Here is a 22629-nt window from a genome sequence, read left to right as displayed (position 1 = left end):
CATGACTGTGCCTGCCCCCACCGCCCTGTTCACCCCCAGCTGGCACGCCGCGCTGGAGTTGGGCTATGCACGATTCGGCGCGACCACGCGCCCGGTACTGCGCCGCCACCTGGGCCCGCTGCGGGTGCAAAAACACCTGTACGCCGAAGGCCCCGAGGTGTGCCAGCACATCATCGTGCACCCGCCGGGCGGGATTGCCGGTGGGGATCGCCTGGATATCACCGCCCATCTGGCTGAGGGCGCGTGGGCGCAATTGACCAGCCCCGGCGCCGCCAAGTGGTATCGCGCCAGCGGGCCGGCCTACCAGCAGGTGGTGTTGACGGTCGAGGCCGGCGCCACCCTGGAGTGGCTGCCCCAGGAAACCATCGTGTTCAGCGCCGCCCAGGCCGAACTCAGCACGCGCATCAACCTCGAAGGCAACGCCCGGCTGTTCTACTGGGACGTGGTGGCGCTAGGGCGCCCGGCCAGTGGCGAGCGTTTCGACCGTGGGCACTTTCAGTCGCACCTGGATATCCGCCGCGACGGCCAGTTGCTGTGGCATGAGCGCCAACGCATTGTGGGCGACGACGGCCTGCTCGACTCGCCGATTGGCCTGGATGGGCAGCCGGTGTTTGCCACGTTGCTGGTGAGCGGGGAAATCGATACCGAACTGCTTGAACAATGCCGTGCGCTGCCGCATGCAGTACGCGGCGACCTGACCCAACTGCCGGGTTTGCTGGTGGCGCGCTGCCTGGCCAGCGAGACGTTACTGGCGCGGGCCTGGTTGATTGATTTATGGCGGCTGTTGCGCCCGGCATTGCTGGGGCGTGAAGCTGTGCCCCCAAGAATTTGGAACACCTGAACATTCAAGGTGGAACTGAACTTGTGTGGGAGCTGGCTTGTGTGGGAGCTGGCTTGCCTGCGATACAGGCGACTCGGTCCCCAGACAAACCTAGGTGCTGCCATCGCAGGCAAGCCAGCTCCCACATTGGATTTTCGGTGTTTTTTAGAATGCTTTTTATGACGGATTGCTGACCATGGACCTGACCCCACGGGAAAAAGACAAACTGCTGATCTTCACCGCAGGCCTTGTGGCCGAACGCCGCCTGGCGCGCGGGGTGAAGCTGAACTACCCGGAAACCATCGCCTACATCTCCGCCGCCCTGCTCGAGGGCGCGCGCGACGGGCGCACGGTGGCCGACCTGATGCACTTTGGCACCACCCTGCTCAGTCGCGAGCAAGTGATGGAAGGCATCCCGGAGATGATCCCGGATATCCAGGTCGAAGCCACCTTCCCCGACGGCACCAAGCTGGTGACCGTCCACCAACCCATCGCCTGAGGCCCGGCCATGTCCTTGCTGATTCGTGACGCGGTGCACGGCGACCTGCCGGCGATCCGCGATATCTACAACGATGCCGTGCTCAACACCACGGCGATCTGGAACGACCAACCGGTGGACCTGGGCAACCGCCAGGCCTGGTTCAGTGCGCGCCAGGCGCAGTTCTATCCGATCCTGGTGGCGGTGGAGGCCGAGCACGTGGTCGGCTATGCCTCATTCGGTGACTGGCGGCCCTTCGACGGCTTTCGCCATACCGTCGAGCATTCGGTGTATGTGCGCAATGACCAACGCGGCAAAGGCCTCGGCCCCCTGCTGATGCAGGCCCTGATCGAACGCGCCAGGGCCTGCGACAAACACGTGATGGTCGCCGCCATCGAAAGCGGCAACCAGGCCTCGATCCGCCTGCATGAGCGTCTGGGCTTTGGCATCACCGGGCAAATGGCCCAGGTGGGCACCAAGTTCGGCCGCTGGCTGGACCTGACCTTTATGCAACTGATGCTCAACCCTGGCGCCCAGCCGCCGGCGGTTCACAAGGAGTAACAGCAATGAGCGCCGCCCAACTGCGTCGAGTGAACACCGAAAGCTTTGCCCATTACCGCCAGGGTTTGATTGAGCTGTTGCTGGACGCCGTGCAGCACGGTGCATCGGTGGGCTTCATGGCCGACCTCGACGCGGCTCAGGCACGGGACTATTTCGACGGCGTACAGGCCGGTATCGAGGATGCCAGCCTGCTGCTGTGGGTGGTGGTGCGCGATGAACAGGTGCTGGCCAGCGTACAACTGGCGCTGTGCCAGAAAGCCAACGGTCTCAACCGCGCCGAGGTGCAAAAGCTGCTGGTGCGCAATGACGCCCGGCGCCACGGCCTCGGCCAGCAATTGATGAGCGCCCTGGAGCTGTGCGCACGCCAGCACAAGCGCGGCCTGCTGTACCTGGACACCGAAGCCGGCTCCCCCGCCGAAGCTTTCTACCAGGCGCTGCGCTACACCAAGATCGGCGAACTGCCGGACTACTGCCAAAGCCCGGACGGGCGCTACAGCCCGACCGCCATCTACTACAAGACCCTGGGGCAACCTGCATGATTCCTGGTGAATATCAGATCCAGCCTGGTGAAATCGAACTCAACGTGGGCCGCCGCACTGTCACCCTGAGCGTGGCCAACAGCGGCGACCGGCCGATCCAGGTGGGTTCCCATTACCATTTTTTCGAGACCAACGACGCGCTGGCCTTCGATCGTGCCCTGAGCCGCGGCATGCGCCTGAACATCCCGGCGGGCACGGCGGTGCGCTTTGAGCCAGGGCAGAGCCGCGAGGTGGAGTTGGTGGAGCTGGCGGGGTTGCGCCGGGTGTTCGGGTTTGCCGGACGCATCATGGGCGACCTGTAGGGCCGCATCGCAGGCAAGCCAGCTCCCACATGGGAATGCATTTCAAATGTGGGAGCTGGCTTGCCTGCGATAGCGGATTCACATTCAACACAAATTCTTCAGGACACCCCTATGAAAATCAGCCGCCAAGCCTACGCCGACATGTTCGGCCCCACCGTCGGCGACAAGGTCCGCCTGGCCGATACCGAGCTGTGGATTGAAGTGGAACAGGACTTCACCACCTACGGCGAAGAAGTGAAGTTCGGCGGCGGCAAAGTTATCCGCGACGGCCAGGGCCAGAGCCAACTGCTGGCCGCCGACGTGGTCGACACGGTGATCACCAACGCGCTGATCATCGATCACTGGGGCATCGTCAAGGCCGATGTCGGCCTGAAGAACGGGCGTATCGCCGGGATCGGCAAGGCCGGCAACCCGGATATCCAGCCGGGCGTGACCCTGGCCATCGGCGCCAGCACCGAAGTGATTGCCGGCGAAGGCATGATCCTCACCGCCGGCGGCATCGACACCCATGTGCACTTCATCTGCCCGCAGCAGATCGAAGAGGCGCTGACCAGTGGCGTCACCACCATGATCGGCGGCGGCACCGGGCCGGCCACCGGCACCAACGCCACCACCTGCACCTCGGGCCCGTGGCACCTGGCGCGCATGCTGCAGGCCAGCGATGCGTTCCCGATGAACATCGGCTTTACCGGCAAGGGCAACGCCAGCCTGCCTGAGCCGTTGATCGAACAGGTCAAGGCCGGGGCGATTGGCTTGAAGCTGCATGAAGACTGGGGCACCACCCCGGCGAGCATCGACAACTGCCTGAGCGTGGCCGACGAATACGATGTGCAGGTGGCGATCCACAGCGACACCCTCAACGAGTCCGGTTTTGTCGAAACCACCCTCGCCGCGCTCAAGGGGCGCACCATCCACACCTACCACACCGAAGGGGCCGGCGGCGGGCATGCGCCGGATATCATCAAGGCCTGCGGTTTCCCCAACGTGCTGCCCAGCTCCACCAACCCGACCCGGCCATTCACCCGCAATACCATCGACGAGCACCTGGACATGTTGATGGTCTGCCATCATCTGGACCCGAGCATTGCCGAAGACGTGGCCTTCGCCGAAAGCCGCATCCGCCGCGAAACCATCGCCGCCGAAGATATCCTGCATGACCTTGGCGCATTCTCGATGATCAGCTCCGACAGCCAGGCCATGGGCCGCGTGGGCGAGGTGATCATGCGCACCTGGCAAACCGCCGACAAAATGAAAAAACAACGCGGGCCGCTGCCGGGGGACGGAGCAGGCAACGATAACTTCCGTGCCAAGCGCTACATCGCCAAGTACACCATCAACCCGGCGATCACCCATGGCATCAGCCATGAAGTGGGCTCGATCGAGGTGGGCAAGTGGGCCGACCTGGTGCTGTGGCGCCCGGCGTTCTTCGGGATCAAGCCCACGTTGATTCTCAAGGGTGGGGCGATTGCCTCAAGCCTGATGGGCGATATCAACGGCTCGATCCCTACGCCGCAGCCGGTCCACTACCGGCCGATGTTCGCCAGCTTCGGCAGCGCGCTGCACGCCACCAGCCTGACGTTTATCAGCCAGGCGGCACTGGCCGAGGGCCTGCCGCAAGCCCTGGGCCTGAAAAAGCAGATCGGGGTGGTCAAGGGCTGCCGCCAGGTGCAGAAAACCGACCTGATCCACAACGACTACCTGCCCGAGATCGAGGTAGATCCGCAGACCTATCAGGTCAAGGCCGACGGTGTATTGCTGTGGTGCGAACCGGCGGATGTGTTGCCGATGGCCCAGCGTTACTTTCTATTCTGACCGTTCATCGGCATTAACCCTGTGTGCCAGTGAAGCGAAGAGGCGTAAGGCGCTACGATGCGCCTCTTTACTGTCTTGCACTTGGGAACCTGGCTATGGGCCTATCCGAATTCATCGTGTTGCATGCCGAGCGGATCGTCGATGAATGGGAGCAGTTTGCCGAAACATTGACCCCGGCCGCCGACACCCTGAACCGCACGCAGCTGCGCGACCACGCGCACTCGATCCTGCTGGCCGCCGCACGGGACATGAACACCCGCCAGAGCGCCGACGAACAAGCGGCCAAGGCCAAGGGCGAAGGCCCGGAGAAAACCCCAAGCCTGGACGAAGCCGCCGCCAGCCATGGCGAGCTACGTCATACCGTGGGTTTTGACCTGGTGCAGATGACCTCCGAGTTCCGCCACCTGCGGGCCTGTGTGATCCGGCTGTGGGTCGATAGCCTCGAAGTGCCGGACATGACGTACTTCCAGGACATGATCCGCTTCAATGAGGCCATCGACGAAGCCCTGGCCGAATCCACCGCGGCCTACGCCGAGCAGGTCAATCGCTCGCGGGATATTTTCCTCGCCATCCTCGGCCACGACCTGCGCGCACCGTTGCAGGCGGTGAACATGTCCACCGAGATGTTGTTGCGCAAAGTCGCGCTGGACAGCCAAGGCTTGAGCCTGGTGGGCAATATCAAAAATGGCGCCCGGCATATGGGGGCAATGGTCCGCGATCTATTGGAGTTTGTGCGCAGCCGGCTGGGCAGCAGCCTGCCGATCGAACCCAAGCCGATGAACCTGGCTGACGCCGCGCAGGCCGCCATCGACGAAGCATGCGCTGGTCGCCCGGATTGCCAGGCCCATTTGCATGTCGAGGACGACACCCAGGGGCAGTGGGATCGTGGGCGAATCGATCAACTGCTGCAGAACCTGATTGGCAACGCGTTGCAGCACGGCCTCAACAGCCAGGCCGTGACCCTGAACCTCAAGGGCACGCCCGACACCGTGGAACTGAGCGTGCACAACTACGGCATCCCAATTCCCCAGGCGGCGCTGGGCACCGTCTTCGACCCACTGGTACGCAGCGCCACTGAAGAACTGGGCAACACCTCGACCAGCCTCGGGCTGGGGCTGTTTATCGTCAAGGAAGTGGTGCTGGCCCATCAGGGCACGATTGAAGTGACCTCCAGCGAGGCCGAAGGCACCACATTCACCGTGGTGCTGCCGCGACGGTGCTAGTGCGATTGTTTATTGTGGCGAGCGGGCTTGCCCCGCGCTGGGGTGCGAAGCAGCCCCAACAAAGGCCACCGTATTCTTGCAGATACACCTCAGTGGCAGGGTGTAGGGCTGCTTCGCAGCCCAGCGCGGGGCAAGCCCGCTCGCCACAACAAGCAAGCCCGCTCCCCCCCTTAGCGAGCCCAGTTTTCCCGCGGATCAAAATCAGCCTTTTTCGCCAGCTCCTGCCACAACGCCTTGACCTCTTCGTCGCTGCTTTTGGGCATCACGGCCTTGAGCTGCACAAACAGATAGCCGCGTTGCCCGGCCTTGTTCAGCAAGCCATGGCCCTTGGCGCGCATGCGCTGGCCATTCTGGCTGCCGGCCGGGACCTTGAGGTTGATCTTGCCGGTCAACGTCGGCACCGCGACTTCCGCGCCCAACGCCAGCTCCCAGGGTGCCAGAGGCAGGTTGATGATCAGGTTTTCGCCGTCGACTTCGAACTTGGGATGCGGCGCAAACTTGATGATCAGGTACAGGTCGCCATTGGCCCCACCGCCAATTCCCGGCGCGCCCTGGCCCTTGAGGCGGATGCGCTCGCCATCGGCCACGCCGGCCGGGATTTTTACATTCAGGCTCTTGGTGGTGTTGCTGACATGCCGGCCCGACGCATCGTATTGCGGAATCTGGAAGCTGATCGCCTTGGACTCGGTAGACAGGGTCTCTTCCAGGAACACCGGCAGTTCCATCTCCACATCCTGGCCGCGACGGCCGGGGCTGCGCCCTTGGGTACCGCCAAAACCATTGCCGCGCGAGCCGAAGATCGAGCTGAAGAAGTCCGAAAACTCGCCCGTATCCTGGCCACCGCCAAACCCGCCACGGCTCTGCCAGCCTGGCGGCCCCTGGAAGGGCTGACCGTGCTGGCCATAGCGGCGCAACTCGTCGTATTCGGCGCGCTTGTCTGCGCTTTTCAACGCTTCATAGGCTTCCGAGGCGTCCTTGAACTTCGCTTCCGCGTCCTTTTCCTTGCTGACGTCGGGATGATACTTACGCGCCAGCTTGCGATAAGCGGCCTTGATTGTCTTGTCGTCGGCCGTCGGCTCGACACCAAGAATCTTGTAATAGTCTTTGAAATCCATGGGGGCATCACCATCCGTTATCGAGATCGCACAGTCGCGCCCTGCCTGCCGGGGCATTGCGGGGCGATTCGAGGTGCGTCAGAAAATTATCGGCGGCTTGCAGGACAAACTTGATCCTTTCGACAGCCACCAACCGTATGCACAGGAGTTGGGGGCAAAGAGCCGACCTTTCAAGGTAACAAGTCTGCTGTATTTAGCGGATAGTCGGCCTACGCATCTGCACGCGAGTGACATACACTGCGCGGCCGTTTTTTAACCGGAACCTGTTAGACATGAACAACACCTCCCCAGCCCGTGCCTGCGGCATCGACTTCGGCACGTCCAACTCCACTGTCGGCTGGATCCGTCCCGGCATGGAAACGCTTATCGCGCTGGAGGACGACAAGATCACCCTGCCGTCAGTGGTGTTCTTCAACTTCGAAGAACGCCGCCCGGTCTATGGCCGCCTGGCGCTGCACGAGTACCTGGAAGGCTACGAAGGCCGCCTGATGCGCTCGCTCAAGAGCCTTTTGGGCTCCAAGCTGATCAAGCACGACACCAGCGTGCTGGGCACGGCCATGCCGTTCAAGGACCTGCTGGGCCTGTTTATCGGCCAGCTCAAGAGCCGCGCCGAAGCCACCGCCGGTCGTGAGTTCGAGGAAGTGGTGCTGGGCCGCCCGGTATTTTTCGTCGACGACGACCCGATGGCCGACAAAGAGGCCGAAGACACCCTGGTGGACGTAGCCCGCAAGCTCGGCTTCAAGGAAGTCTCGTTCCAGTACGAGCCGATTGCCGCAGCCTTCGACTACGAGTCCACCATTGAAAAAGAAGAGTTGGTACTGATTGTCGACATCGGCGGCGGTACGTCCGACTTCTCCCTGGTGCGCCTGTCGCCCGAGCGACGCAAGCACGACAACCGCCACGACGACATCCTCGCCACCGGCGGCGTGCATATCGGCGGGACCGACTTCGACAAACAGCTGAGTCTGCAAGGCATGATGCCGCTGTTCGGCTACGGCAGCCGTATGAAAAGCGGCGCCTACATGCCCACCAGCCACCATATGAACCTGGCCACCTGGCACACCATCAACTCGGTGTACTCGCAAAAATCCCAGATTGCTTTGGGCAGCATGCGCTACGACATCGAGGACACCGGTGGCATCGACCGCCTGTTCAAGCTGATCGAACAGCGCGCCGGGCACTGGCTAGCGATGGAGGTGGAAGAAACCAAAATCCACCTCACCCACGACGACAGCCGCCATGTACCGCTGGACCGGGTAGAACCAGGCCTGAGCGTGGAACTGAGCCGCGCCCTGTTCGAGTCCTCCATCGACAACCTGCTGGAGCGGGTGCGCAACAGCGTGACCCAACTGCTCGACGACGCCTCGGTAGACGTGGCCCAGGTCGACACGGTGTTCTTCACCGGCGGCTCCAGCGGCATCCCGGCCCTGCGCCAGAGCATTTCGGCGATGCTGCCCAATGCCCAGCATGTAGAAGGCAATATCTTCGGCAGCATTGGTAGCGGGTTGGCGATTGAGGCCAGTAAGCGTTACGGCTACTGAGTGAAGAAATCGCCTCGTGATGGCACGGGGCGATTTCTTCAGGCCTCACCTTTGGCCAACTGATCGACCCATGCCTTGAAGGTATCTGCATAGTCATAAAAACCGACAACCGTGCGGACTAATTTTCCGTCCCGGAAAAAGAGCGTGGTTGGCGCGGACTGCACGTCATAAGCAGGCGTTTTCTCGATCGTGCCATTTACCTCCAGCGTCTTTTCGAGGAACTCAATAGCCTTGCCCTGATCCTGGGCTGCTGCCTCCAGTGTCGCGACCATTCTGTTTGAAGATTGTTTGCTGGCATTACTGAACAGCACAATCACGGGGGTTGTGGACTTGAGCACACGACTTTCAAAGCTGCTGGCATCTACCGTAGGCAAAGACATGATTTAGCTCCTGTCGAAACAAAAGATGATACTGCGCAATCAAGAGCAGACCATCAAACCCGTGGTGGGTCTACTGTCAGAAATAACAGGTCTGAACCACTTCGACGACGCCTCGGTAGACGTGGCCCAGGTCGACACGGTGTTCTTCACCGGCGGCTCTAGCGGCATCCCGGCCCTGCGCCAGAGCATTTCGGCGATGCTGCCCAATGCCCAGCATGTAGAAGGCAATATCTTCGGCAGCATTGGTAGCGGGTTGGCGATTGAGGCCAGCAAGCGTTACGGCTACTGATCTTTAGTTAAGACCGTGGTGCGGCCTTCGCGAGCAAGCCCGCTCCCACATTTAGATCGAGTTCCGCCTGGGGAATGCAGTCTAAATGTGGGAGCGGGCTTGCTCGCGAAAGGGCCAGTCCAGGCACCCTGAACCCTCAGACCATCCCGCCCAGCTTCAACTCACTCTTCAAATACGCATAGTAGATCGGCCCCGCCACCACGCCCGGCAGGCCGAATGCGGCTTCAAATACCAACATCGCCAACAGCAACTCCCACGACTTGGCACTGATCTGCCCGCCGACGATGCGCGCGTTGAGGAAGTACTCGACCTTGTGGATCACGATCAGATAACCCAGCGCCGCCACCGCCACCCAGATCGACATCGACAACGCAACGATGGTGATCAGGGTGTTGGACATCAGGTTGCCGATCACCGGCAGCAGGCCCAGCAAGAATGTGAGGACGATCAGGGTCTTGGTCAGCGGCAGATGGATCCCCGCCAACGGCAGCACCACCGCGAGGAATATCCCGGTGAACACGGTGTTGAGGGCAGCGATTTTGATTTGCGCGAAGACGATGTTGCGAAAAGCCTGGACCAGCAGGTGCAGGCGGTCGAACAGCGCGGCGGCCAGGGGTTTGCGTTTGGTCAGGTCGGGGACCCGCTGCAGGGCGATGATTGCCCCCAGGACCATGCCGATCAGCAGGGTCACGAACATATGCGCCGCGTCCTTGCCCACCAGTTGCAGGTCGCTCAGGTGCTTGCTCAACCATTCGCCGATGGCCACGCGAAACTCGGCGGCGCTGGCCGGCAGGTAGGCGTCGAGGAACGGCGGCAACTGGCCGCGCGCGCGGTCGACCACGCCCATGAATTTATCCAGGGAGGCCCCGGGGTTTTCCGCTTCGTGCAGCAAAAAGCTGATGGCGCCGGCGAAGATCAGGGTCAGCACGCTGACAATCACGGTACCGAGCAATGCCACCGCCAGCCAACGCGCGCGCCGCCCTTCGATCAGGCGTTGCAGCTGTGGAGTGAGCATGTTGACCAGTTCGAAAACCAACAGGCCGGCCAACAGGCTAGGCAGCAGTTTTAACGGCAGGACCAGCAGCAACCCGCCGAAGATGATGATGTAGCTGGCCAGCAACAACACATGACGCGAAGAAAACGTTGGCATACAGCCTCTAAACGAACGGCGTTAAAGGACATGTAGGAGCGGGCAAGCCCTAATGCCGTTCAGTTAAGCCTTTTTGTAGGAGCGAGCTTGCTCGCGAAGAACTTGAGAGCGCCGCGTTTACCTAGCAAACACGCGTTATCGTTGACATCCTTCGCGAGCAAGCTCGCTCCTACAGAAAGCAGAATCCGCTTAACTGAACGGCATTAGGGCTTGCCCGCGAAAAACGTCCAGACAACGCGTTCATCCAGAGTGCCGGCGTTATCGTCAACGTTCTTCGCGAGCAAGCTCGCTCCTACAGGTGTAATGGCTGTGCGAGTGTCGCAGCCTTAGGTAGTCCGGGGCTATTAATTCTTCAGGCAGGTGCTCATAAAGGTTTTACGCGCATCGCCAGTCAACGCCTTGGTTTTCGCCGACGCGTTGCAGTCCTTCATTTTTTGCTGCTGCGGGGTCAGGGTCTTGGCGTCGTTGGCTGCCGGGGCCGAGAGGCAGGTTTTCATGAAGGCCTTGCGCTCGTCGCCCTTCAAGGTCTTGGTGGTGGCTTCGGCGTTGCAGGTGGTCATTTTGTTTTGCTGGGCAGTGGCCGCAAACCCTTGGGAACAGAGCAGCAGACCGATCATCAACAACGGAATACGCAACATCTTCATGGAGTTTTCTCCCTGTTACCACGCCGAGGGGCGCGGCCTCCCCTGCAGTGTAGACAAAGCCTGTTACACCTTCACCTGCTACGTAGATTCGTCCGCCGATACTGCTCCGGCGTGCTGCCGGCCTGGCGCTGGAACATCGCAATAAACGCCGAGGCGGTGCTGTAGCCCAGGTCAAAGGCCACTTCCTGCACGCTGCGGCTGCTTTCCAGGGCTTCGATGGCCGCAAGAAAGCGCAGGCGCTGGCGCCATTCGCCAAAACTCATGCCCAGTTCCCGCGCAAATTGCCGGGCCAGGGTGCGTTCGCTGACGTGCACCTGCTGTGCCCACTGCGCCAGCGCGCGGTTGTCTCCAGGATCCACCTGCATGCCTTCAAGCACGCTGAGCAGGCCGGGACTGCTGGCATAGGGCAGGAAACAATCATGCACCGGCGCCTGCCGGAGTTGGTCCACCAGCACCTGGGCCAGGCGCACGTCGGCCTCGTTGGCGGGGATGTTGACATCGCGCTCGGCAAAGTCACTGAGGATGGCCTTGAGGATGTTACTGATGGTCAGGGTGCAGGGCTGCGAGGGCAATTGCTCGCACAAGGACGGCGCCAGGTACACCGAGCGGTAGACAATCGCCTGGGCATTGTAGGAACTGTGCTGGGTGTTGGGCGGGATCCACACCGCGTATTGCGGTGGCGACATAAACCGGTTGCCGCCCACTTCAAAGCGCATCACGCCACGGGCCGAGTAATCCAGCGAGCCCCAGGCATGCTGATGGCTGGAGGCGCGGCTGTCGGCGGCAAATTCCGAATAGCGAAAGTACACCGGGGCCGGCAGCACCTCGAAATCGGGCAGGTTGATGTAGGTCTGGGACATGTTGTCTGGATCCAAAGGTGGCTTGGCCGGATCGAAGTATAGGCTTCGATCCAGACAAAGGATAATCAGCCTTCACTAACGTTCCTGGTTCCCTGCAATGCAATACGCTTATCCACTGCTGGCCATCTTTATCTGGGCCGGCAATACCGTGGTCAACAAACTCGCCGTGGGTTCGATTTTCCCGGCCGAGATCGGCTTTTATCGCTGGCTGCTGGCTGCCATCCTGTTTACCCCGTTCATGCTCAAGCCGGTCATCGCCAACTGGGCGCTGATCCGCCCCAACCTGGGCAAGATCGCCGTGCTTGGCGTGCTCGGCATGGCGGTCTACCAGAGCCTGGCGTACTACGCCGCGAGCCTGACCAGCGCCACCAATATGGGGATCATCCTGTCGCTGATGCCGTTGATGGCCCTGACCGCGGCCATTATCAGCCTCGGCCAGCGCCTGACCTTTGGCGCCCTGACCGGTGCGGTACTGTCGTTTGCCGGGGTCGCGGTGGTCGTCTCGTCCGGCAGCCTCGGCGCGTTGCTGCAACACGGAGTGAACCTGGGCGACGCGATGATGCTGGTAGCCACCCTGGCCTATGCGATCTACAGCACCCTGCTGAAGAAATGGCAACTGCGCCTGCCACCGCTGGTGTTGCTGTATTTGCAGGTGCTGGTGGCGGTGGTGGTGCTGTTTCCGCTGTTCCTGGCCTCGGACAAGGTCGGCCTGGGCCCGTCGAATATTGGCCTGGTGGTGTATGCCTGCCTGCTGGCCTCGATGATCGCGCCACTGGCGTGGATGCATTCGGTGAAAAACCTGGGACCGAGCCGGACCACGCTGTTTTTCAATCTGCTGCCGTTGATCACCGCACTGATTGCAGCGATGGTGCTCAAGGAGCAGTTGGCGCTGTATCACTTGGTGGGGGGTGTGTTGACGTTGGGTGGGGTGATTCTGTCGGAGCGGTGGACGACACCGGTCAGGCGCATCGCCTGACCGATTGCTATCGCCTAGACCCCGGCCGCCTTCAGCCGCTGCGCATGTTCGACAAACAGCCGAACCGGCTCGGCGCCCTTGCCCACCAGGCCCAGGGACTGGTTGACGATATCGAAATGGTCCAGTGCATAGTCATCGCCGATCACCGTACCCAGGTGTGAGCTGTAGCGCCCGACCATGCCATCGCACTGGCCCTTCTCCTTGACGAAGGTCCGCGCAAACAGCCGGCAACTGCGGTTTGTGCCGTCCAGCAGGTTGCGCCCGCGATCGGTCTTGCCCGGCTGCAAGGTGCCGGACCAGGAGTAATAGCGCACACCGTTCACTTCCTCGGCGCCCTGCCCGCCCCAGGTGTGTGGCAGGCCTTGGGGGTATTGGCGATTGAACAGTGCCACCCCCGCGCTGGTCAGGGATTGATGGGAGGCATGGATATCCGCGGCAAAGCGCGGGCCGCGATAACCGGTTTCGAGCAGGCCCATCACCCCGCCCACCAGGCGCAACAGCGCACTCATGATGCGGCCCTTGGCGCTGTCGGCCGGGTAATGGGTGTGCAGGTAGTCCGCCAGTTCCGACCCGTGGTTGGGCCCGGCCACCGAAGTGACCGAAGCCACCCATTCCGGACGTTTGGCCGCCGCGTAACGGGCGGTGAGCGAACCCTGGCTGTGGCCGATCAGGTTGACCTTGTCGGCGCCGGTCTGGCGGCGTATCTGCTCGATCTGCACCAGCAACTGCTCGCCGCGCACCTCACTGGAGTTGAGCGGCGCCACCTGCACCGCAAACACCTGCGCCCCACCGGCACGCAAGGCCGGGACGATGCCGTACCAGTAGGGGTACAGCACCAGCCTTACAAAACCGAGCATGCCCGGCACCAACACCAAGGGATAACGTGTAGCCAATGTCTGCGCCATGGCGGCGAACATCCTTGAAAAGGGGCGACTGAGCTGATCGTAGACCAGCCCTGGGGCAATCGATATGACAGCCGGCAACATCCGATAAAACTTTTTGCGCCGCGCAGCACTCACAACTTTGAGCGATCACACCACCAGAGTGTGGCGCAAAACCGGATTAGCCTCAGGAGATTGAAATGACCGACATGCATTTGTCTGACGTAAGCACCCTTCGCGAACGTGCGCGCAAGAATGTGGAAAACGGCGCAGTGACCGAAGGCTACAGTGCCGACCGCGAAGAGATCCTGCGCCTGCTCAATGAGTCGCTGGCCACCGAACTGGTCTGCGTCTTGCGCTACAAGCGCCACTACTTCATGGCCAGCGGCCTGAAAGCCAGCGTGGCTGCCGATGAGTTCCTGGAGCACGCCAATCAGGAACTGGAACACGCCGACAAACTCGCCGAACGCATCGTACAACTGGGCGGCGAGCCGGAGTTCAACCCGGACCTGCTGTCCAAGAATTCCCATGCGCAATACGTGGCCGGCAAGACCTTGAAGGAAATGGTCTACGAAGACCTGGTGGCCGAGCGCATCGCGGTGGACAGCTACCGCGAGATCATTCAGTACATCGGCGAGAAAGACCCAACCACCCGCCGGATCTTTGAAGACATCCTGGCCCAGGAAGAAGAGCACGCTGACGATATGGCGGACATTCTCAAAGACCTGTAAGCCACACTACAAACCAATGTAGGAGCTGGCTTGCCTGCGATGCATGCACCTCGGTTTTTCAGTAAACCCGAGGCGATGCTATCGCAGGCAAGCCAGCTCCTACATTTGGTTGTGGTTCAGTCAGTTAGCCCTTCACAGTCTTCGGCGCCTTGCCTTCCTTCATCTGCTGCAACAACGGCACGCACTGGTTCGGCTCATCCCCACTGGGCGCCACCAGCGCCAGCAAGCCCGCCGCAGGTGCGACGATCACACCCAGCGCCACCATCCCTGCGCCACGCAGCAACAGCGGCACCGTCTTGACCCCGGCATTGGGCTTGATGAACGGCCCGTTGACGTACAACGGCGAACGCAGTGAGAACAAGCGAAAGCCCTTGGACTCTGGCGTGATGGTCAGGTCCAGTTGTTCGCTGGCCATGTTCGCGGTGCCATCGATGTAGATGATCGCGTTCTCGGTATCGAACACAAACAGCCGGCTGGTGGCCAGGCCGGTCTTGATCCCGAAGTCCGCCGCTGCGCAGTTGATCTTCACTTCCTTGTCGCCAAACAACTTGCCGATCACATAGTTGCCCACGTTCAACCCGGCAATTTCCATCAGGCTGCGGCTGATCGCGCCGTCGTTGATGAGCATTTTCAGATCGCCATTGGCACTGCCCAACAGCGCCGCCACCGAGTTGCCGCGCCCGGCGATATCGGCGTCGCCGTTAAGCTCGCCGAAGCTGGTTTTCATCGGTTCAAAGGTTGGGAACAGCTGCTTGAGCTTGAAGTTGCGCGCCGTCAGCTTCGCCCGGCCTTCCAGCGGCGTGATGCGGCCATTGAGGCGGATCTGCGCATCGAGCTTGCCGCCCGCCACGCCGAAGCGCAGGGGTTCGAGGCTTAGTTGGCCATCGTTGAGCACCAGGTGGGTGTAGAGGTCGGTAAAGGGCAGTTCGGCGCTGTGCACGATGCGCTTGCCGGTGAACTCGACGTCGGCGTCCATATCGCGCCAGCGCTCAGTGCGGAACTCCTCCACCGGCAGCACTTTGGTCGCTGGTTGCTTGCTTTCACCGCCACGGGCCTTTTGCTTGGCGTTGGAGTCGGCACCGATCAGCGGCGCCAGGTCGGCCAGCAGCAGTTGGTTGGACACCAGCGCGCCACTGAGCTTGGGCCGTGGCTGGCTGGCGACATAGGCCAGGTCGCCGTGGATATCGCTGTTGCCGATCTTGCCGTTGAAGTTTTCATAGCGGAACGACGCGCCGCCGGCTTCATGCAACTTGGCGATCAAGCGACCATCGGTGGAATAAGCCGGCGAGTCCGGCAGGGTCACGCCGGTCAGGGGGTAAAGGTTGCCCAGGCTGGTGCCGGACAGTTTCAGGCGCAGATCCAGGGCGCCGAGGTTCAGGGGGTCCGTCAGGGTGCCGGCCAGGGCGATGCTGGTATCACCGACCTTCGCCTGGGCCTGCAAGGGGAATGGCTTGGCCGCGTCTTGCAAAGCCAGCAGCCCGCCGATCTTGCCGCTACCCGCCAGTTTCTGCCCGTGGTACTGGCCGCTGACCTTGAGGCCAAACGCATAGTCCTGGGGCGTGGCGCCCTGCTCCAGGGCTTTTTTAGCATCGCGCTCGCCGACGATCTCACTGAACGCAATCGGCTTGCCCAGGGGGTCGATCAGCACATCGAGACGGGTCTTGAGGGTCTGGTCGTCGAGGGTCACGTGGCCTTTATCGAAGCCTATGGCGCCGATGTCCACCACCCAATTGGAGGGTTCGGCATTCGGATCCTTGGGATCAAAGGTGAAGGTCCAGTTGGCGCGACCATCGGCCATACGCTGCAATTGGGCGCTCGGCTCGGTCAGGTCGATGCGCGGGATCACCACGCGTTGGGCCAGCAACGCCAAGGGCGAGATGCGCAGTTCGACGCGTTTGAGGGTGACCATCTGCGGTTTTTTCGACCACTCGGGGTTGCCCAGGCTCAGGTCCTCGGCCACCACATGGGGCCACGGCACCCAGGCCCGCCAACCGCCCTCGTCCGGCTCGCGCTGCCAGACCACAGCCAGGTTGCCATTGATGGCAAAGGCGCGGTGCAGCTCTTCAGAGACCTTGGCATTGATTTGCGGCTTGATCCGGTTCCAGTCGAAGAACACCAGGATCAACACCACGGCGGCGATTAACAGAACGAAGCAGGCACTGCTCCAGGCGAGAATTTTACGAGTGCGCGTCATTGCACAGGGCTCCTGATTACGGCTGCGCGTGCCACCGGCAACGCGCGCAAGGACTAAAGCTTATATGGCTACGACTGGCAAATGGCCTGGGGGTTTAACCGCAGATGGCATTTAGCGGTGAAAAGCGCTTTTTCTGACTGATCCGACAGCTTGCCTCATGGCCAGCGCACCGTTGTTACCCATGCCCGTATCGAAAATACCCACCCCGGTGCAAAAGCGCGTGCTTGAGAGACGCGATCTAGAGCCTCGGCGCAGAACAATCAATTCTGTTGATTATTACCATTGTGTTTATGAACTTTTATATCGAGATATCGAGAGTAGCATTGCCTCCGTACCCACTTTATCGCCCTCCCAAGGAGCAACTCATCATGAAACGCCAATTACTGCTCAGTGTTGCACTCTCTGTCCTGGCCACCAGTGCTTTTGCCCTGCCAGCGGCCGAACAAGCCATCCCACAAGCCAAGGCTGACGCTTCGCACATCGGCCAGACCGTTGCCGAAGGGGGTCGTGATCGCCTGGAACAGAAAGGCCTGGTTGAAGGTGGTTCGGACCGTCTGCAAAAACGCGAATTCGTCACTGAAGGCGGCCGTGATCGCCTCGAACAGAAAGGCCTGGTTGAAGGTGGCTCGGACCGTCTGCAACAACGCGAATTCGTTGCCGAAGGCGGCCGTGATCGCCTGGAACAGAAAGGCCTGGTTGAAGGTGGTTCGGACCGCCTGCAACAACGCGAATTCGTTGCCGAAGGCGGTTCCGACCGTCTGGAAGAAATGCATAAAGCAACGAGCTAAGCCGGTGCTGGCCCTGAAAAAAGCCCGATCCCCTGAGATCGGGCTTTGACTTTGTACGATCCGCACCACCTTTGTCCTGCTTCAAGTTCGACGCCGGTAAAGTTGTTTTGCTAGAGTGCGTCGCTGTCCTTGTCTACAAAGCCCACCCGCCCATGCTGCCCCGCGCCGAACAGAAGCAACAGACCCGCCTTGCCTTGATGGACGCAGCCCGCCATCTGATGGAGGGTGGCCGAGGGTTTGGCAGCCTGAGCCTGCGGGAAGTGGCCAAGAGCGCCGGCATCGTGCCCACCGGTTTTTACCGTCACTTTGCCGATATGGACCAACTGGGCCTGGTGCTCGTCAGTGAGGTCGGCCAGACCTTTCGCGCCACCATCCGCCTGGTACGCCACAACGAATTTGTCATGGGTGGCATCATCGATGCCTCAGTGCGCATCTTTCTCGATGTGGTGGCGGCCAACCGTTCGCAGTTTTTATTCCTGGCCCGCGAGCAATACGGCGGCTGCCTGGCCGTGCGCCAAGCCATCGGCGCCTTGCGCGAAGACATCACCTCGGACCTGGCGGCCGACCTGACGCTGATGCCCAAGCTCCAGCACCTGGATGCCGAGGGCCTGCATGTGATGGCCGACCTGATCGTCAAGAGCGTGTTCGCCACCCTGCCCGACATCATCGACCCGCCCGCGGCTGCCCTGCCGGCGCACCTCACGCCCCAGGCCAAGATCACCCAGCAACTGCGCTTTATCTTTATCGGCCTCAAGCACTGGCAAGGCCTGGGCAGCACCGAGTAGCGCGCTCAACGCACCGCGTGGAAACGCTTGGCCGTGGTGTAGTTCTTCTTCCAGTAATTGTTGGCCAGCGAGTCGATGCGCACGCTCTTGCCCTTGCGTGGCGAGTGAATGAATTTACCCTCCCCCACATACAGGCCGACATGACCGACCTGGCCACTGCCATTGGCCCGGAAAAACACCGCATCGCCGGGTTGCAGTGCGTTGCGCTTGATCGTCGCCGCCGTTGAACGGTGCATCGCTGCCGTGGTGCGCGGGATGACGATGTTGGCTTCAGTCTTGAACAGATAGACCAGCAAGCCGCTGCAATCAAACCCCTGCTCCTGGGAGGTACCGCCCCAGGTGTAGGCGGTGCCCAGCAATTGATGGGCGCGGTCGATCACATTGTCGATGGTCGGTTGCGGCACGGCCTGCAGCGAAGAGCCGAACGGGGCCAGGCCAGTGTTGTTGCGCTTGGTGAAGTTGGCCGAGGCCGATGAAACGATGCCGAACAGACCGACAAGAACTACACATAAAAATGACTTGAACATGATGAACGTCGCAATGGATTAAACACGGGGCGAAATCCTAGTAAAACGACGCGTAGCATGATGAACGGAAAATCCAAGATTCTCGTAGGACAAATCCCAAACATCACCACCGATAAATACCCCACGTTCAAATCGCCCAATTGGAGTGCCTGCACACCCCATCGCGCACCAAATTGGATCACCCCCTTCCAGAACGCTCGCCCCGTTTAGTGGCGTAACGCCCAGAACCTACGGCGTTTTCCTACATCCAGCCTGGTTGGCAAGCCCCTTGCTCTAGCCTGTTTATCGCTCATAGCTGGAAGCTTTCAGATGCTGGTGATCCACCGCAAAATTGCGCCCCAATCCACCTGGGCTGCGGAGTTGCTGCTGAACTTCGAAGCCCGTAGCAAAAGCCGTCTGCGCTGTTTCAGTGCCGAGGGCGAAGACGTCGGCCTGTTTTTGGAGCGCGGCCAGCCGCCGCTGCATGATGGTGAATTCCTACAGGCTGAAGACGGACGTGTCGTACGTGTCTGTGCGCGCCCTGAACAACTGCTGCACGTCACCTGCAGCAGCGCCTTCGAGTTGACCCGCGCGGCCTATCACCTGGGCAACCGTCATGTGGCCCTGCAAGTGGGTGACGGCTGGCTGCGCCTGCTCGATGACTACGTGCTCAAGGCCATGCTCGAGCAACTGGGCGCCCATACCCAAACCCTCGAAGCGCCCTTCCAGCCCGAGCACGGGGCCTATGGTGGCGGTCATCATCACTCGCGCCACGGTGATGAAGACTTCAACTATCCGCCCAAACTGCACCAGTTCGGCGTGCGCCTGTGAACCCGGCCTGGGCGCTGCTGCGTCTGGCCAGTCCGCAATTGCCGATTGGCGGCTACAGCTACTCCCAGGGCCTGGAAATGGCCGTGGACAATGCCCGTGTGTGCGATGCCGCCAGCGCCCGACGCTGGATCAGCGACCAACTGTTGCTCAACCTCGCGCGTTTCGAAGCGCCGCTGCTGCTTGCCCATTGCCAGGCTGCTGCGGACCACGACTGGGAGGGGCTGCGCCACCTGTGTGAAGAACACCGCGCCAGCCGCGAAACCCGCGAGCTGTTCCAGGAGAGCCGGCAAATGGGCTACTCCCTGCAACAACTGCTCAACGGCCTGCCGGAGCTGGATGAGCCGGCCCGGCGTTTTCTCAACGCCACCCACGAACCCCACCTGGCCCTGGGCTGGGCACTGGCCGCACGCGCCTGGGCGATCAGCCCCGACGATGCCCTGGCCGCCTGGCTCTGGAGCTGGCTGGAAAACCAATTGGCGGTGCTGATGAAAACCCTGCCCCTGGGCCAGCAAGCCGCCCAACGCCTGACCAGCGAACTGCTGCCGTTGCTGCAACAGGCCCAGCAGGACGCCCGCCAGCGCGATCCCCATCATTTTGGCAGCGCCGCGTTCGGCCTGTCCCTGGCATGCATGGCCCACGAGCGCCAGTACAGCCGCCTGTTCCGTTCCTAGGAGAGCCCCATGAACACACAACCCCTGCGCGTCGGTATCGGCGGCCCCGTTGGCTCCGGCAAGACCGCTCTGACCCTGGCGCTGTGCCTGGCCCTGCGTGATCGCTACAACCTGGCGGTGGTCACCAACGATATCTATACCCGCGAAGATGCCGACTTCCTGGTGCGTAACCAGGCGCTGGCACCCGAGCGCATCATCGGCGTGGAAACCGGCGGCTGCCCGCACACGGCCATTCGCGAAGACGCGTCGATCAATCTGGAAGCCGTGGACCAGTTGAACCGGCGTTTTCCAGGCCTGGACCTGATTCTGGTGGAGTCGGGCGGCGACAACCTGTCGGCCACCTTCAGCCCCGAACTGTCGGACCTGACGATCTACGTGATCGATGTGTCGGCCGGCGACAAGCTGCCGCGCAAGGGTGGGCCGGGGATCTGCAAGTCGGACCTGCTGGTGATCAACAAGATCGACCTCGCGCCGTTGGTCGGCGCCTCACTGGAACTGATGAACAGCGACACCCAGCGCATGCGCGGCGGCAAGCCGTTTGTCTTCAGCAACCAGAAAACCGGCGTCGGCCTGGAAGAAATCGTCGCCTTCATCGAACGCCAAGGCCTGCTGAGCGCAGCCTGATCCACTCACCAAGGAGCTGTTTATGAGCCTCAACAAACTGTTTGCCGCCGCCACCCTGCTGCTGGCCCCGGCCCTGGCCTTTGCCCATCCGGGTCATGGCGACAATGGCCTGGTGGCCGGTATCAGCCATCCACTCGGCGGGCTGGACCATTTGCTGGCGATGCTGGCGGTCGGCCTGTGGGCGGCGCAGCAACAAGGCGCGGCGCGCTGGGCGCTGCCGTGTACCTTTGTCGGCACCATGCTGCTGGGCGGCATGCTGGGTTTTGAAGGGTTGGCATTGCCAGCCCTGGAAAGCGGGATTGCCGCGTCGGTACTGGCCCTGGGCCTGGCGGTGGCCTTGGCGATTCGCCCACCGGTGGCGGTGGCCATGGCCGCAACAGCCGTGTTCGCCCTGTTCCATGGTGTGGCCCATGGCCTGGAGCTGCCGGACATGACCAGCCCTTGGGCGTATGCCGCCGGGTTCGTGGGGGCGACGGCGGTGTTGCACGCGGCCGGTTATGCGCTGGTGCGGTTCCTGCCGGCTGCAGCGGCACCCCTGGTGCGGGTGGCGGGGGCGGCTTCGGCGGCGACTGGGGTTTGGTTGCTGGCGGGCTGAGTGATGCAGCGCTGTTGAGGGCCTCTTCGCGAGCAAGCCCGCTCCCACATTTGACCGCATTCCAACGATGGAACCCGGTCAAATGTGGGAGCGGGCTTGCTCGCGAAAGCGGTAGCAAAACCACCGCTGCCCCCAAGCCTGCTAACATGCGCGGCAAACACCCCTGCCGTGACGACGCCAGCCGATGCCCATCGCTCCAAGCTCTGCCAACAAGCCTCACTTGAACGCTGTGCTCACGCACTTCAACGACCTGATCGTGCCGCTCTGGCAGGGTCCGGGCTGGAATGCCGAGTTGGCGTTGCCCTATGAGGCGCTGGATGCCGATCACCGCCCCTTGCCCCCACAGCGCTACCGCGCCATGGCCTGTGCGCGGCAGTTGTACGTGTTTGCCAGCCTGATCGGCGAGCCGGGCCAGGACTTTGCCGAAGAACGTGCCGCGGCGTTGTTTCGCTCGCTGCAACGGCACTTCCACGACGCCGAGCACGGTGGCTGGTTCTACAGCATCGACCCCCACGGCAAGCCGCTGGACAAGCGCAAAGACCTGTATACCCACGCGTTTATCATCTTCGCCTGCGCCCATTACTGGGCCAAGGTCCGTGAGCCGCTGGTGGAATCGGTGCTCAACGCCGCCCTGGAAGTGGTTGCCGAACGCTTTGCCACGGGCGACGGCCTGTATGAGGCGGTAGTGGAGCGTAACTGGTCATCCCTCAAGTCCGGCCCGCTGCAAAACCCGCTGATGCACCTGGCCGAAGGCTTCCTCGCCACCCTCGCGGTGCGTGAAGACGCCGCAGTGCAAAAGGCCCTGCTGGCATTGGCGACGGCCATGCAGCAGCGTTTCATCGACCGCCAGCATGGGGTGATGATGGAGAAGCCGCTGGGTGCTGTGGATAACTGGTTCGAACCGGGGCACCAGTTCGAGTGGTTCTTTCTCCTGGAGTCCTCACCCGTATTGCGCGGCACTGCGCTGCATGCCTCGCTGAGCCGGGCATTTGCCTATGCCGAGCAGATGGGTGTGGATAACGTGAGCGGCGCCGTCAGTGGCATGTTGGCCCTGGACGGTACCGTGCGTGACGGCACCCAACGCATCTGGGCCCAGGCCGAGTACCTGCGGGCACTGACTTTGCGTGCGGGTAGCGCAGCGGTGCTGCAGCGCCAATTGCTGGCGTTGCAGCAGCATTTCTTGCATGCCCGGGGCTGGAATGAGTGCCTGGATGCCAAGGGAGAGGTGAGCCGCCGGGATATGCCGTCGACTACGCCCTACCATTTGGCGACGTGCTATCAGGGCCTGATCGAATTTTTCGGCTGATCTTTGCAGCCCCTTCGCAGGCAAGCC

At 61.8% G+C, this 22629-nt stretch carries 25 protein-coding genes and 1 pseudogene; 18 read left to right on the top strand and 8 right to left on the bottom strand.

Features of this window, described 5'->3' with window-relative positions:
- The first annotated feature begins 1 nt into the window (after nucleotide 1).
- The 7 genes from C5F71_RS15835 to C5F71_RS15805 all read left to right on the top strand — a co-directional run bounded on the left by C5F71_RS15835 (nucleotide 2) and on the right by C5F71_RS15805 (nucleotide 5735).
- Entirely contained in the window at nucleotides 2-841 is an 840-nt protein-coding gene (locus tag C5F71_RS15835; RefSeq protein WP_104911486.1) for an urease accessory protein UreD, read from the top strand.
- Nucleotides 842-1016: 175 nt separating this feature from the next.
- Complete coding sequence (locus C5F71_RS15830) at nucleotides 1017-1319, top strand: urease subunit gamma (protein WP_032862374.1); 303 nt, start codon at nucleotides 1017-1019, stop codon at nucleotides 1317-1319.
- A 9-nt stretch (nucleotides 1320-1328) separates the two neighbouring features.
- Nucleotides 1329-1859, top strand: a complete 531-nt coding sequence (locus C5F71_RS15825) for a GNAT family N-acetyltransferase (protein ID WP_029297747.1) — start codon at nucleotides 1329-1331, stop codon at nucleotides 1857-1859.
- Between the two features lie 5 nt (nucleotides 1860-1864).
- Nucleotides 1865-2398 (top strand): GNAT family N-acetyltransferase, encoded by a 534-nt coding sequence (locus C5F71_RS15820; protein WP_029297748.1) that lies wholly within the window; start codon nucleotides 1865-1867, stop codon nucleotides 2396-2398.
- Nucleotides 2395-2700 carry an urease subunit beta gene (locus C5F71_RS15815; RefSeq protein WP_070994282.1) on the top strand — a complete coding sequence of 102 codons (306 nt, stop codon included), beginning with the start codon at nucleotides 2395-2397 and terminating at the stop codon, nucleotides 2698-2700. The genes C5F71_RS15820 and C5F71_RS15815 overlap by 4 nt, the downstream gene beginning before the upstream one ends.
- Nucleotides 2701-2811: 111 nt before the next feature.
- The gene (gene ureC / locus C5F71_RS15810) at nucleotides 2812-4512 is read left to right on the top strand and encodes an urease subunit alpha (protein ID WP_092233120.1); all 1701 of its coding nucleotides are present in this window, start codon (nucleotides 2812-2814) and stop codon (nucleotides 4510-4512) included.
- A gap of 95 nt (nucleotides 4513-4607) precedes the next feature.
- Entirely contained in the window at nucleotides 4608-5735 is a 1128-nt protein-coding gene (locus C5F71_RS15805; RefSeq protein WP_070994281.1) for a sensor histidine kinase KdpD, read from the top strand.
- 170 nt (nucleotides 5736-5905) lie between these two features.
- Here the strand turns inward: C5F71_RS15805 and cbpA are convergent, their stop codons facing one another.
- Entirely contained in the window at nucleotides 5906-6850 is a 945-nt protein-coding gene (gene cbpA / locus C5F71_RS15800) for a curved DNA-binding protein (protein ID WP_104911485.1), read from the bottom strand.
- 272 nt (nucleotides 6851-7122) lie between these two features.
- Between cbpA and C5F71_RS15790 the strand changes: the two genes are divergently transcribed.
- On the top strand, nucleotides 7123-8391 hold the full coding sequence (locus tag C5F71_RS15790; RefSeq protein WP_029297755.1) for an Hsp70 family protein: 1269 nt from the start codon (nucleotides 7123-7125) through the stop codon (nucleotides 8389-8391).
- A 38-nt stretch (nucleotides 8392-8429) separates the two neighbouring features.
- On the opposite strand, the gene C5F71_RS15785 is transcribed toward C5F71_RS15790, so the two are convergent.
- Nucleotides 8430-8771 carry a co-chaperone YbbN gene (locus tag C5F71_RS15785; protein ID WP_104911484.1) on the bottom strand — a complete coding sequence of 114 codons (342 nt, stop codon included), beginning with the start codon at nucleotides 8769-8771 and terminating at the stop codon, nucleotides 8430-8432.
- A gap of 109 nt (nucleotides 8772-8880) precedes the next feature.
- Here C5F71_RS15785 and C5F71_RS15780 point away from each other — a divergent pair.
- Nucleotides 8881-9060, top strand: a pseudogene (locus C5F71_RS15780) (heat-shock protein); the annotation flags it as partial.
- Nucleotides 9061-9196: 136 nt separating this feature from the next.
- On the opposite strand, the gene C5F71_RS15775 reads toward C5F71_RS15780, so the two are convergent.
- The 3 genes from C5F71_RS15775 to C5F71_RS15765 all read right to left on the bottom strand — a co-directional run bounded on the left by C5F71_RS15775 (nucleotide 9197) and on the right by C5F71_RS15765 (nucleotide 11714).
- A complete protein-coding gene (locus C5F71_RS15775; protein ID WP_029297762.1) occupies nucleotides 9197-10210 on the bottom strand; it encodes an AI-2E family transporter in 1014 nt (337 codons plus the stop codon).
- Between the two features lie 344 nt (nucleotides 10211-10554).
- Nucleotides 10555-10854: a PsiF family protein gene (locus tag C5F71_RS15770; RefSeq protein ID WP_029297763.1), complete on the bottom strand. Its 300-nt coding sequence runs from the start codon at nucleotides 10852-10854 to the stop codon at nucleotides 10555-10557.
- 71 nt (nucleotides 10855-10925) lie between these two features.
- A complete protein-coding gene (locus C5F71_RS15765; protein WP_029297765.1) occupies nucleotides 10926-11714 on the bottom strand; it encodes a helix-turn-helix transcriptional regulator in 789 nt (262 codons plus the stop codon).
- A 97-nt stretch (nucleotides 11715-11811) separates the two neighbouring features.
- Between C5F71_RS15765 and C5F71_RS15760 the strand changes: the two genes are divergently transcribed.
- Entirely contained in the window at nucleotides 11812-12690 is an 879-nt protein-coding gene (locus C5F71_RS15760; RefSeq protein WP_104911483.1) for a DMT family transporter, read from the top strand.
- 14 nt (nucleotides 12691-12704) lie between these two features.
- On the opposite strand, the gene C5F71_RS15755 is transcribed toward C5F71_RS15760, so the two are convergent.
- Nucleotides 12705-13595: a triacylglycerol lipase gene (locus tag C5F71_RS15755; RefSeq protein ID WP_104911482.1), complete on the bottom strand. Its 891-nt coding sequence runs from the start codon at nucleotides 13593-13595 to the stop codon at nucleotides 12705-12707.
- Nucleotides 13596-13771: 176 nt separating this feature from the next.
- Here C5F71_RS15755 and C5F71_RS15750 point away from each other — a divergent pair, with 176 nt between their 5' ends.
- Entirely contained in the window at nucleotides 13772-14302 is a 531-nt protein-coding gene (locus C5F71_RS15750) for a bacterioferritin (protein WP_029297770.1), read from the top strand.
- A gap of 124 nt (nucleotides 14303-14426) precedes the next feature.
- On the opposite strand, the gene C5F71_RS15745 is transcribed toward C5F71_RS15750, so the two are convergent.
- Entirely contained in the window at nucleotides 14427-16496 is a 2070-nt protein-coding gene (locus C5F71_RS15745; protein ID WP_104911481.1) for an AsmA family protein, read from the bottom strand.
- A 368-nt stretch (nucleotides 16497-16864) separates the two neighbouring features.
- Between C5F71_RS15745 and C5F71_RS15740 the strand changes: the two genes are divergently transcribed.
- Nucleotides 16865-17284, top strand: a complete 420-nt coding sequence (locus C5F71_RS15740; protein ID WP_092233104.1) for a hypothetical protein — start codon at nucleotides 16865-16867, stop codon at nucleotides 17282-17284.
- Between the two features lie 152 nt (nucleotides 17285-17436).
- Nucleotides 17437-18069, top strand: coding sequence for a TetR family transcriptional regulator (locus C5F71_RS15735; RefSeq protein ID WP_029300780.1), 633 nt, complete (start codon nucleotides 17437-17439; stop codon nucleotides 18067-18069).
- A gap of 5 nt (nucleotides 18070-18074) precedes the next feature.
- Here the strand turns inward: C5F71_RS15735 and C5F71_RS15730 are convergent, their stop codons facing one another.
- Nucleotides 18075-18596: a C40 family peptidase gene (locus C5F71_RS15730; protein WP_029300782.1), complete on the bottom strand. Its 522-nt coding sequence runs from the start codon at nucleotides 18594-18596 to the stop codon at nucleotides 18075-18077.
- A gap of 309 nt (nucleotides 18597-18905) precedes the next feature.
- Here C5F71_RS15730 and ureE point away from each other — a divergent pair, with 309 nt between their 5' ends.
- The 5 genes from ureE to C5F71_RS15700 all read left to right on the top strand — a co-directional run bounded on the left by ureE (nucleotide 18906) and on the right by C5F71_RS15700 (nucleotide 22602).
- Nucleotides 18906-19406: an urease accessory protein UreE gene (gene ureE / locus C5F71_RS15725; protein ID WP_029300785.1), complete on the top strand. Its 501-nt coding sequence runs from the start codon at nucleotides 18906-18908 to the stop codon at nucleotides 19404-19406.
- Nucleotides 19403-20077, top strand: a complete 675-nt coding sequence (locus C5F71_RS15720) for an urease accessory protein UreF (protein ID WP_104911480.1) — start codon at nucleotides 19403-19405, stop codon at nucleotides 20075-20077. The genes ureE and C5F71_RS15720 overlap by 4 nt, the downstream gene beginning before the upstream one ends.
- Nucleotides 20078-20086: 9 nt before the next feature.
- Complete coding sequence (gene ureG / locus C5F71_RS15715) at nucleotides 20087-20701, top strand: urease accessory protein UreG (protein WP_029300789.1); 615 nt, start codon at nucleotides 20087-20089, stop codon at nucleotides 20699-20701.
- Nucleotides 20702-20723: 22 nt separating this feature from the next.
- The gene (locus C5F71_RS15710; RefSeq protein ID WP_029300790.1) at nucleotides 20724-21296 is read left to right on the top strand and encodes a HupE/UreJ family protein; all 573 of its coding nucleotides are present in this window, start codon (nucleotides 20724-20726) and stop codon (nucleotides 21294-21296) included.
- Nucleotides 21297-21480: 184 nt separating this feature from the next.
- Nucleotides 21481-22602 (top strand): AGE family epimerase/isomerase, encoded by a 1122-nt coding sequence (locus tag C5F71_RS15700; protein WP_104911478.1) that lies wholly within the window; start codon nucleotides 21481-21483, stop codon nucleotides 22600-22602.
- Nucleotides 22603-22629 lie beyond the last annotated feature (27 nt).

This window comes from Pseudomonas sp. LG1D9, assembly GCF_002949995.1.
GTDB lineage: Bacteria > Pseudomonadota > Gammaproteobacteria > Pseudomonadales > Pseudomonadaceae > Aquipseudomonas > Aquipseudomonas proteolytica.
The sequence above is the reverse complement of the archived record's forward strand: the minus strand, read 5'-3'. Positions and strand labels throughout refer to the sequence as shown.

What these genes read in the sequence shown, in the direction of transcription:
- C5F71_RS15835 (WP_104911486.1), top strand. Translation starts at nt 2, where the DNA reads ATGACTGTGCCTGCCCCCACCGCCCTGTTCACCCCCAGCTGGCACGCC.
- C5F71_RS15830 (WP_032862374.1), top strand. Translation starts at nt 1,017, where the DNA reads ATGGACCTGACCCCACGGGAAAAAGACAAACTGCTGATCTTCACCGCA.
- C5F71_RS15825 (WP_029297747.1), top strand. Translation starts at nt 1,329, where the DNA reads ATGTCCTTGCTGATTCGTGACGCGGTGCACGGCGACCTGCCGGCGATC.
- C5F71_RS15820 (WP_029297748.1), top strand. Translation starts at nt 1,865, where the DNA reads ATGAGCGCCGCCCAACTGCGTCGAGTGAACACCGAAAGCTTTGCCCAT.
- C5F71_RS15815 (WP_070994282.1), top strand. Translation starts at nt 2,395, where the DNA reads ATGATTCCTGGTGAATATCAGATCCAGCCTGGTGAAATCGAACTCAAC.
- ureC (WP_092233120.1), top strand. Translation starts at nt 2,812, where the DNA reads ATGAAAATCAGCCGCCAAGCCTACGCCGACATGTTCGGCCCCACCGTC.
- C5F71_RS15805 (WP_070994281.1), top strand. Translation starts at nt 4,608, where the DNA reads ATGGGCCTATCCGAATTCATCGTGTTGCATGCCGAGCGGATCGTCGAT.
- cbpA (WP_104911485.1), bottom strand. Translation starts at nt 6,850, where the DNA reads ATGGATTTCAAAGACTATTACAAGATTCTTGGTGTCGAGCCGACGGCC.
- C5F71_RS15790 (WP_029297755.1), top strand. Translation starts at nt 7,123, where the DNA reads ATGAACAACACCTCCCCAGCCCGTGCCTGCGGCATCGACTTCGGCACG.
- C5F71_RS15785 (WP_104911484.1), bottom strand. Translation starts at nt 8,771, where the DNA reads ATGTCTTTGCCTACGGTAGATGCCAGCAGCTTTGAAAGTCGTGTGCTC.
- C5F71_RS15775 (WP_029297762.1), bottom strand. Translation starts at nt 10,210, where the DNA reads ATGCCAACGTTTTCTTCGCGTCATGTGTTGTTGCTGGCCAGCTACATC.
- C5F71_RS15770 (WP_029297763.1), bottom strand. Translation starts at nt 10,854, where the DNA reads ATGAAGATGTTGCGTATTCCGTTGTTGATGATCGGTCTGCTGCTCTGT.
- C5F71_RS15765 (WP_029297765.1), bottom strand. Translation starts at nt 11,714, where the DNA reads ATGTCCCAGACCTACATCAACCTGCCCGATTTCGAGGTGCTGCCGGCC.
- C5F71_RS15760 (WP_104911483.1), top strand. Translation starts at nt 11,812, where the DNA reads ATGCAATACGCTTATCCACTGCTGGCCATCTTTATCTGGGCCGGCAAT.
- C5F71_RS15755 (WP_104911482.1), bottom strand. Translation starts at nt 13,595, where the DNA reads ATGGCGCAGACATTGGCTACACGTTATCCCTTGGTGTTGGTGCCGGGC.
- C5F71_RS15750 (WP_029297770.1), top strand. Translation starts at nt 13,772, where the DNA reads ATGACCGACATGCATTTGTCTGACGTAAGCACCCTTCGCGAACGTGCG.
- C5F71_RS15745 (WP_104911481.1), bottom strand. Translation starts at nt 16,496, where the DNA reads ATGACGCGCACTCGTAAAATTCTCGCCTGGAGCAGTGCCTGCTTCGTT.
- C5F71_RS15740 (WP_092233104.1), top strand. Translation starts at nt 16,865, where the DNA reads ATGAAACGCCAATTACTGCTCAGTGTTGCACTCTCTGTCCTGGCCACC.
- C5F71_RS15735 (WP_029300780.1), top strand. Translation starts at nt 17,437, where the DNA reads ATGCTGCCCCGCGCCGAACAGAAGCAACAGACCCGCCTTGCCTTGATG.
- C5F71_RS15730 (WP_029300782.1), bottom strand. Translation starts at nt 18,596, where the DNA reads ATGTTCAAGTCATTTTTATGTGTAGTTCTTGTCGGTCTGTTCGGCATC.
- ureE (WP_029300785.1), top strand. Translation starts at nt 18,906, where the DNA reads ATGCTGGTGATCCACCGCAAAATTGCGCCCCAATCCACCTGGGCTGCG.
- ureG (WP_029300789.1), top strand. Translation starts at nt 20,087, where the DNA reads ATGAACACACAACCCCTGCGCGTCGGTATCGGCGGCCCCGTTGGCTCC.
- C5F71_RS15710 (WP_029300790.1), top strand. Translation starts at nt 20,724, where the DNA reads ATGAGCCTCAACAAACTGTTTGCCGCCGCCACCCTGCTGCTGGCCCCG.
- C5F71_RS15700 (WP_104911478.1), top strand. Translation starts at nt 21,481, where the DNA reads ATGCCCATCGCTCCAAGCTCTGCCAACAAGCCTCACTTGAACGCTGTG.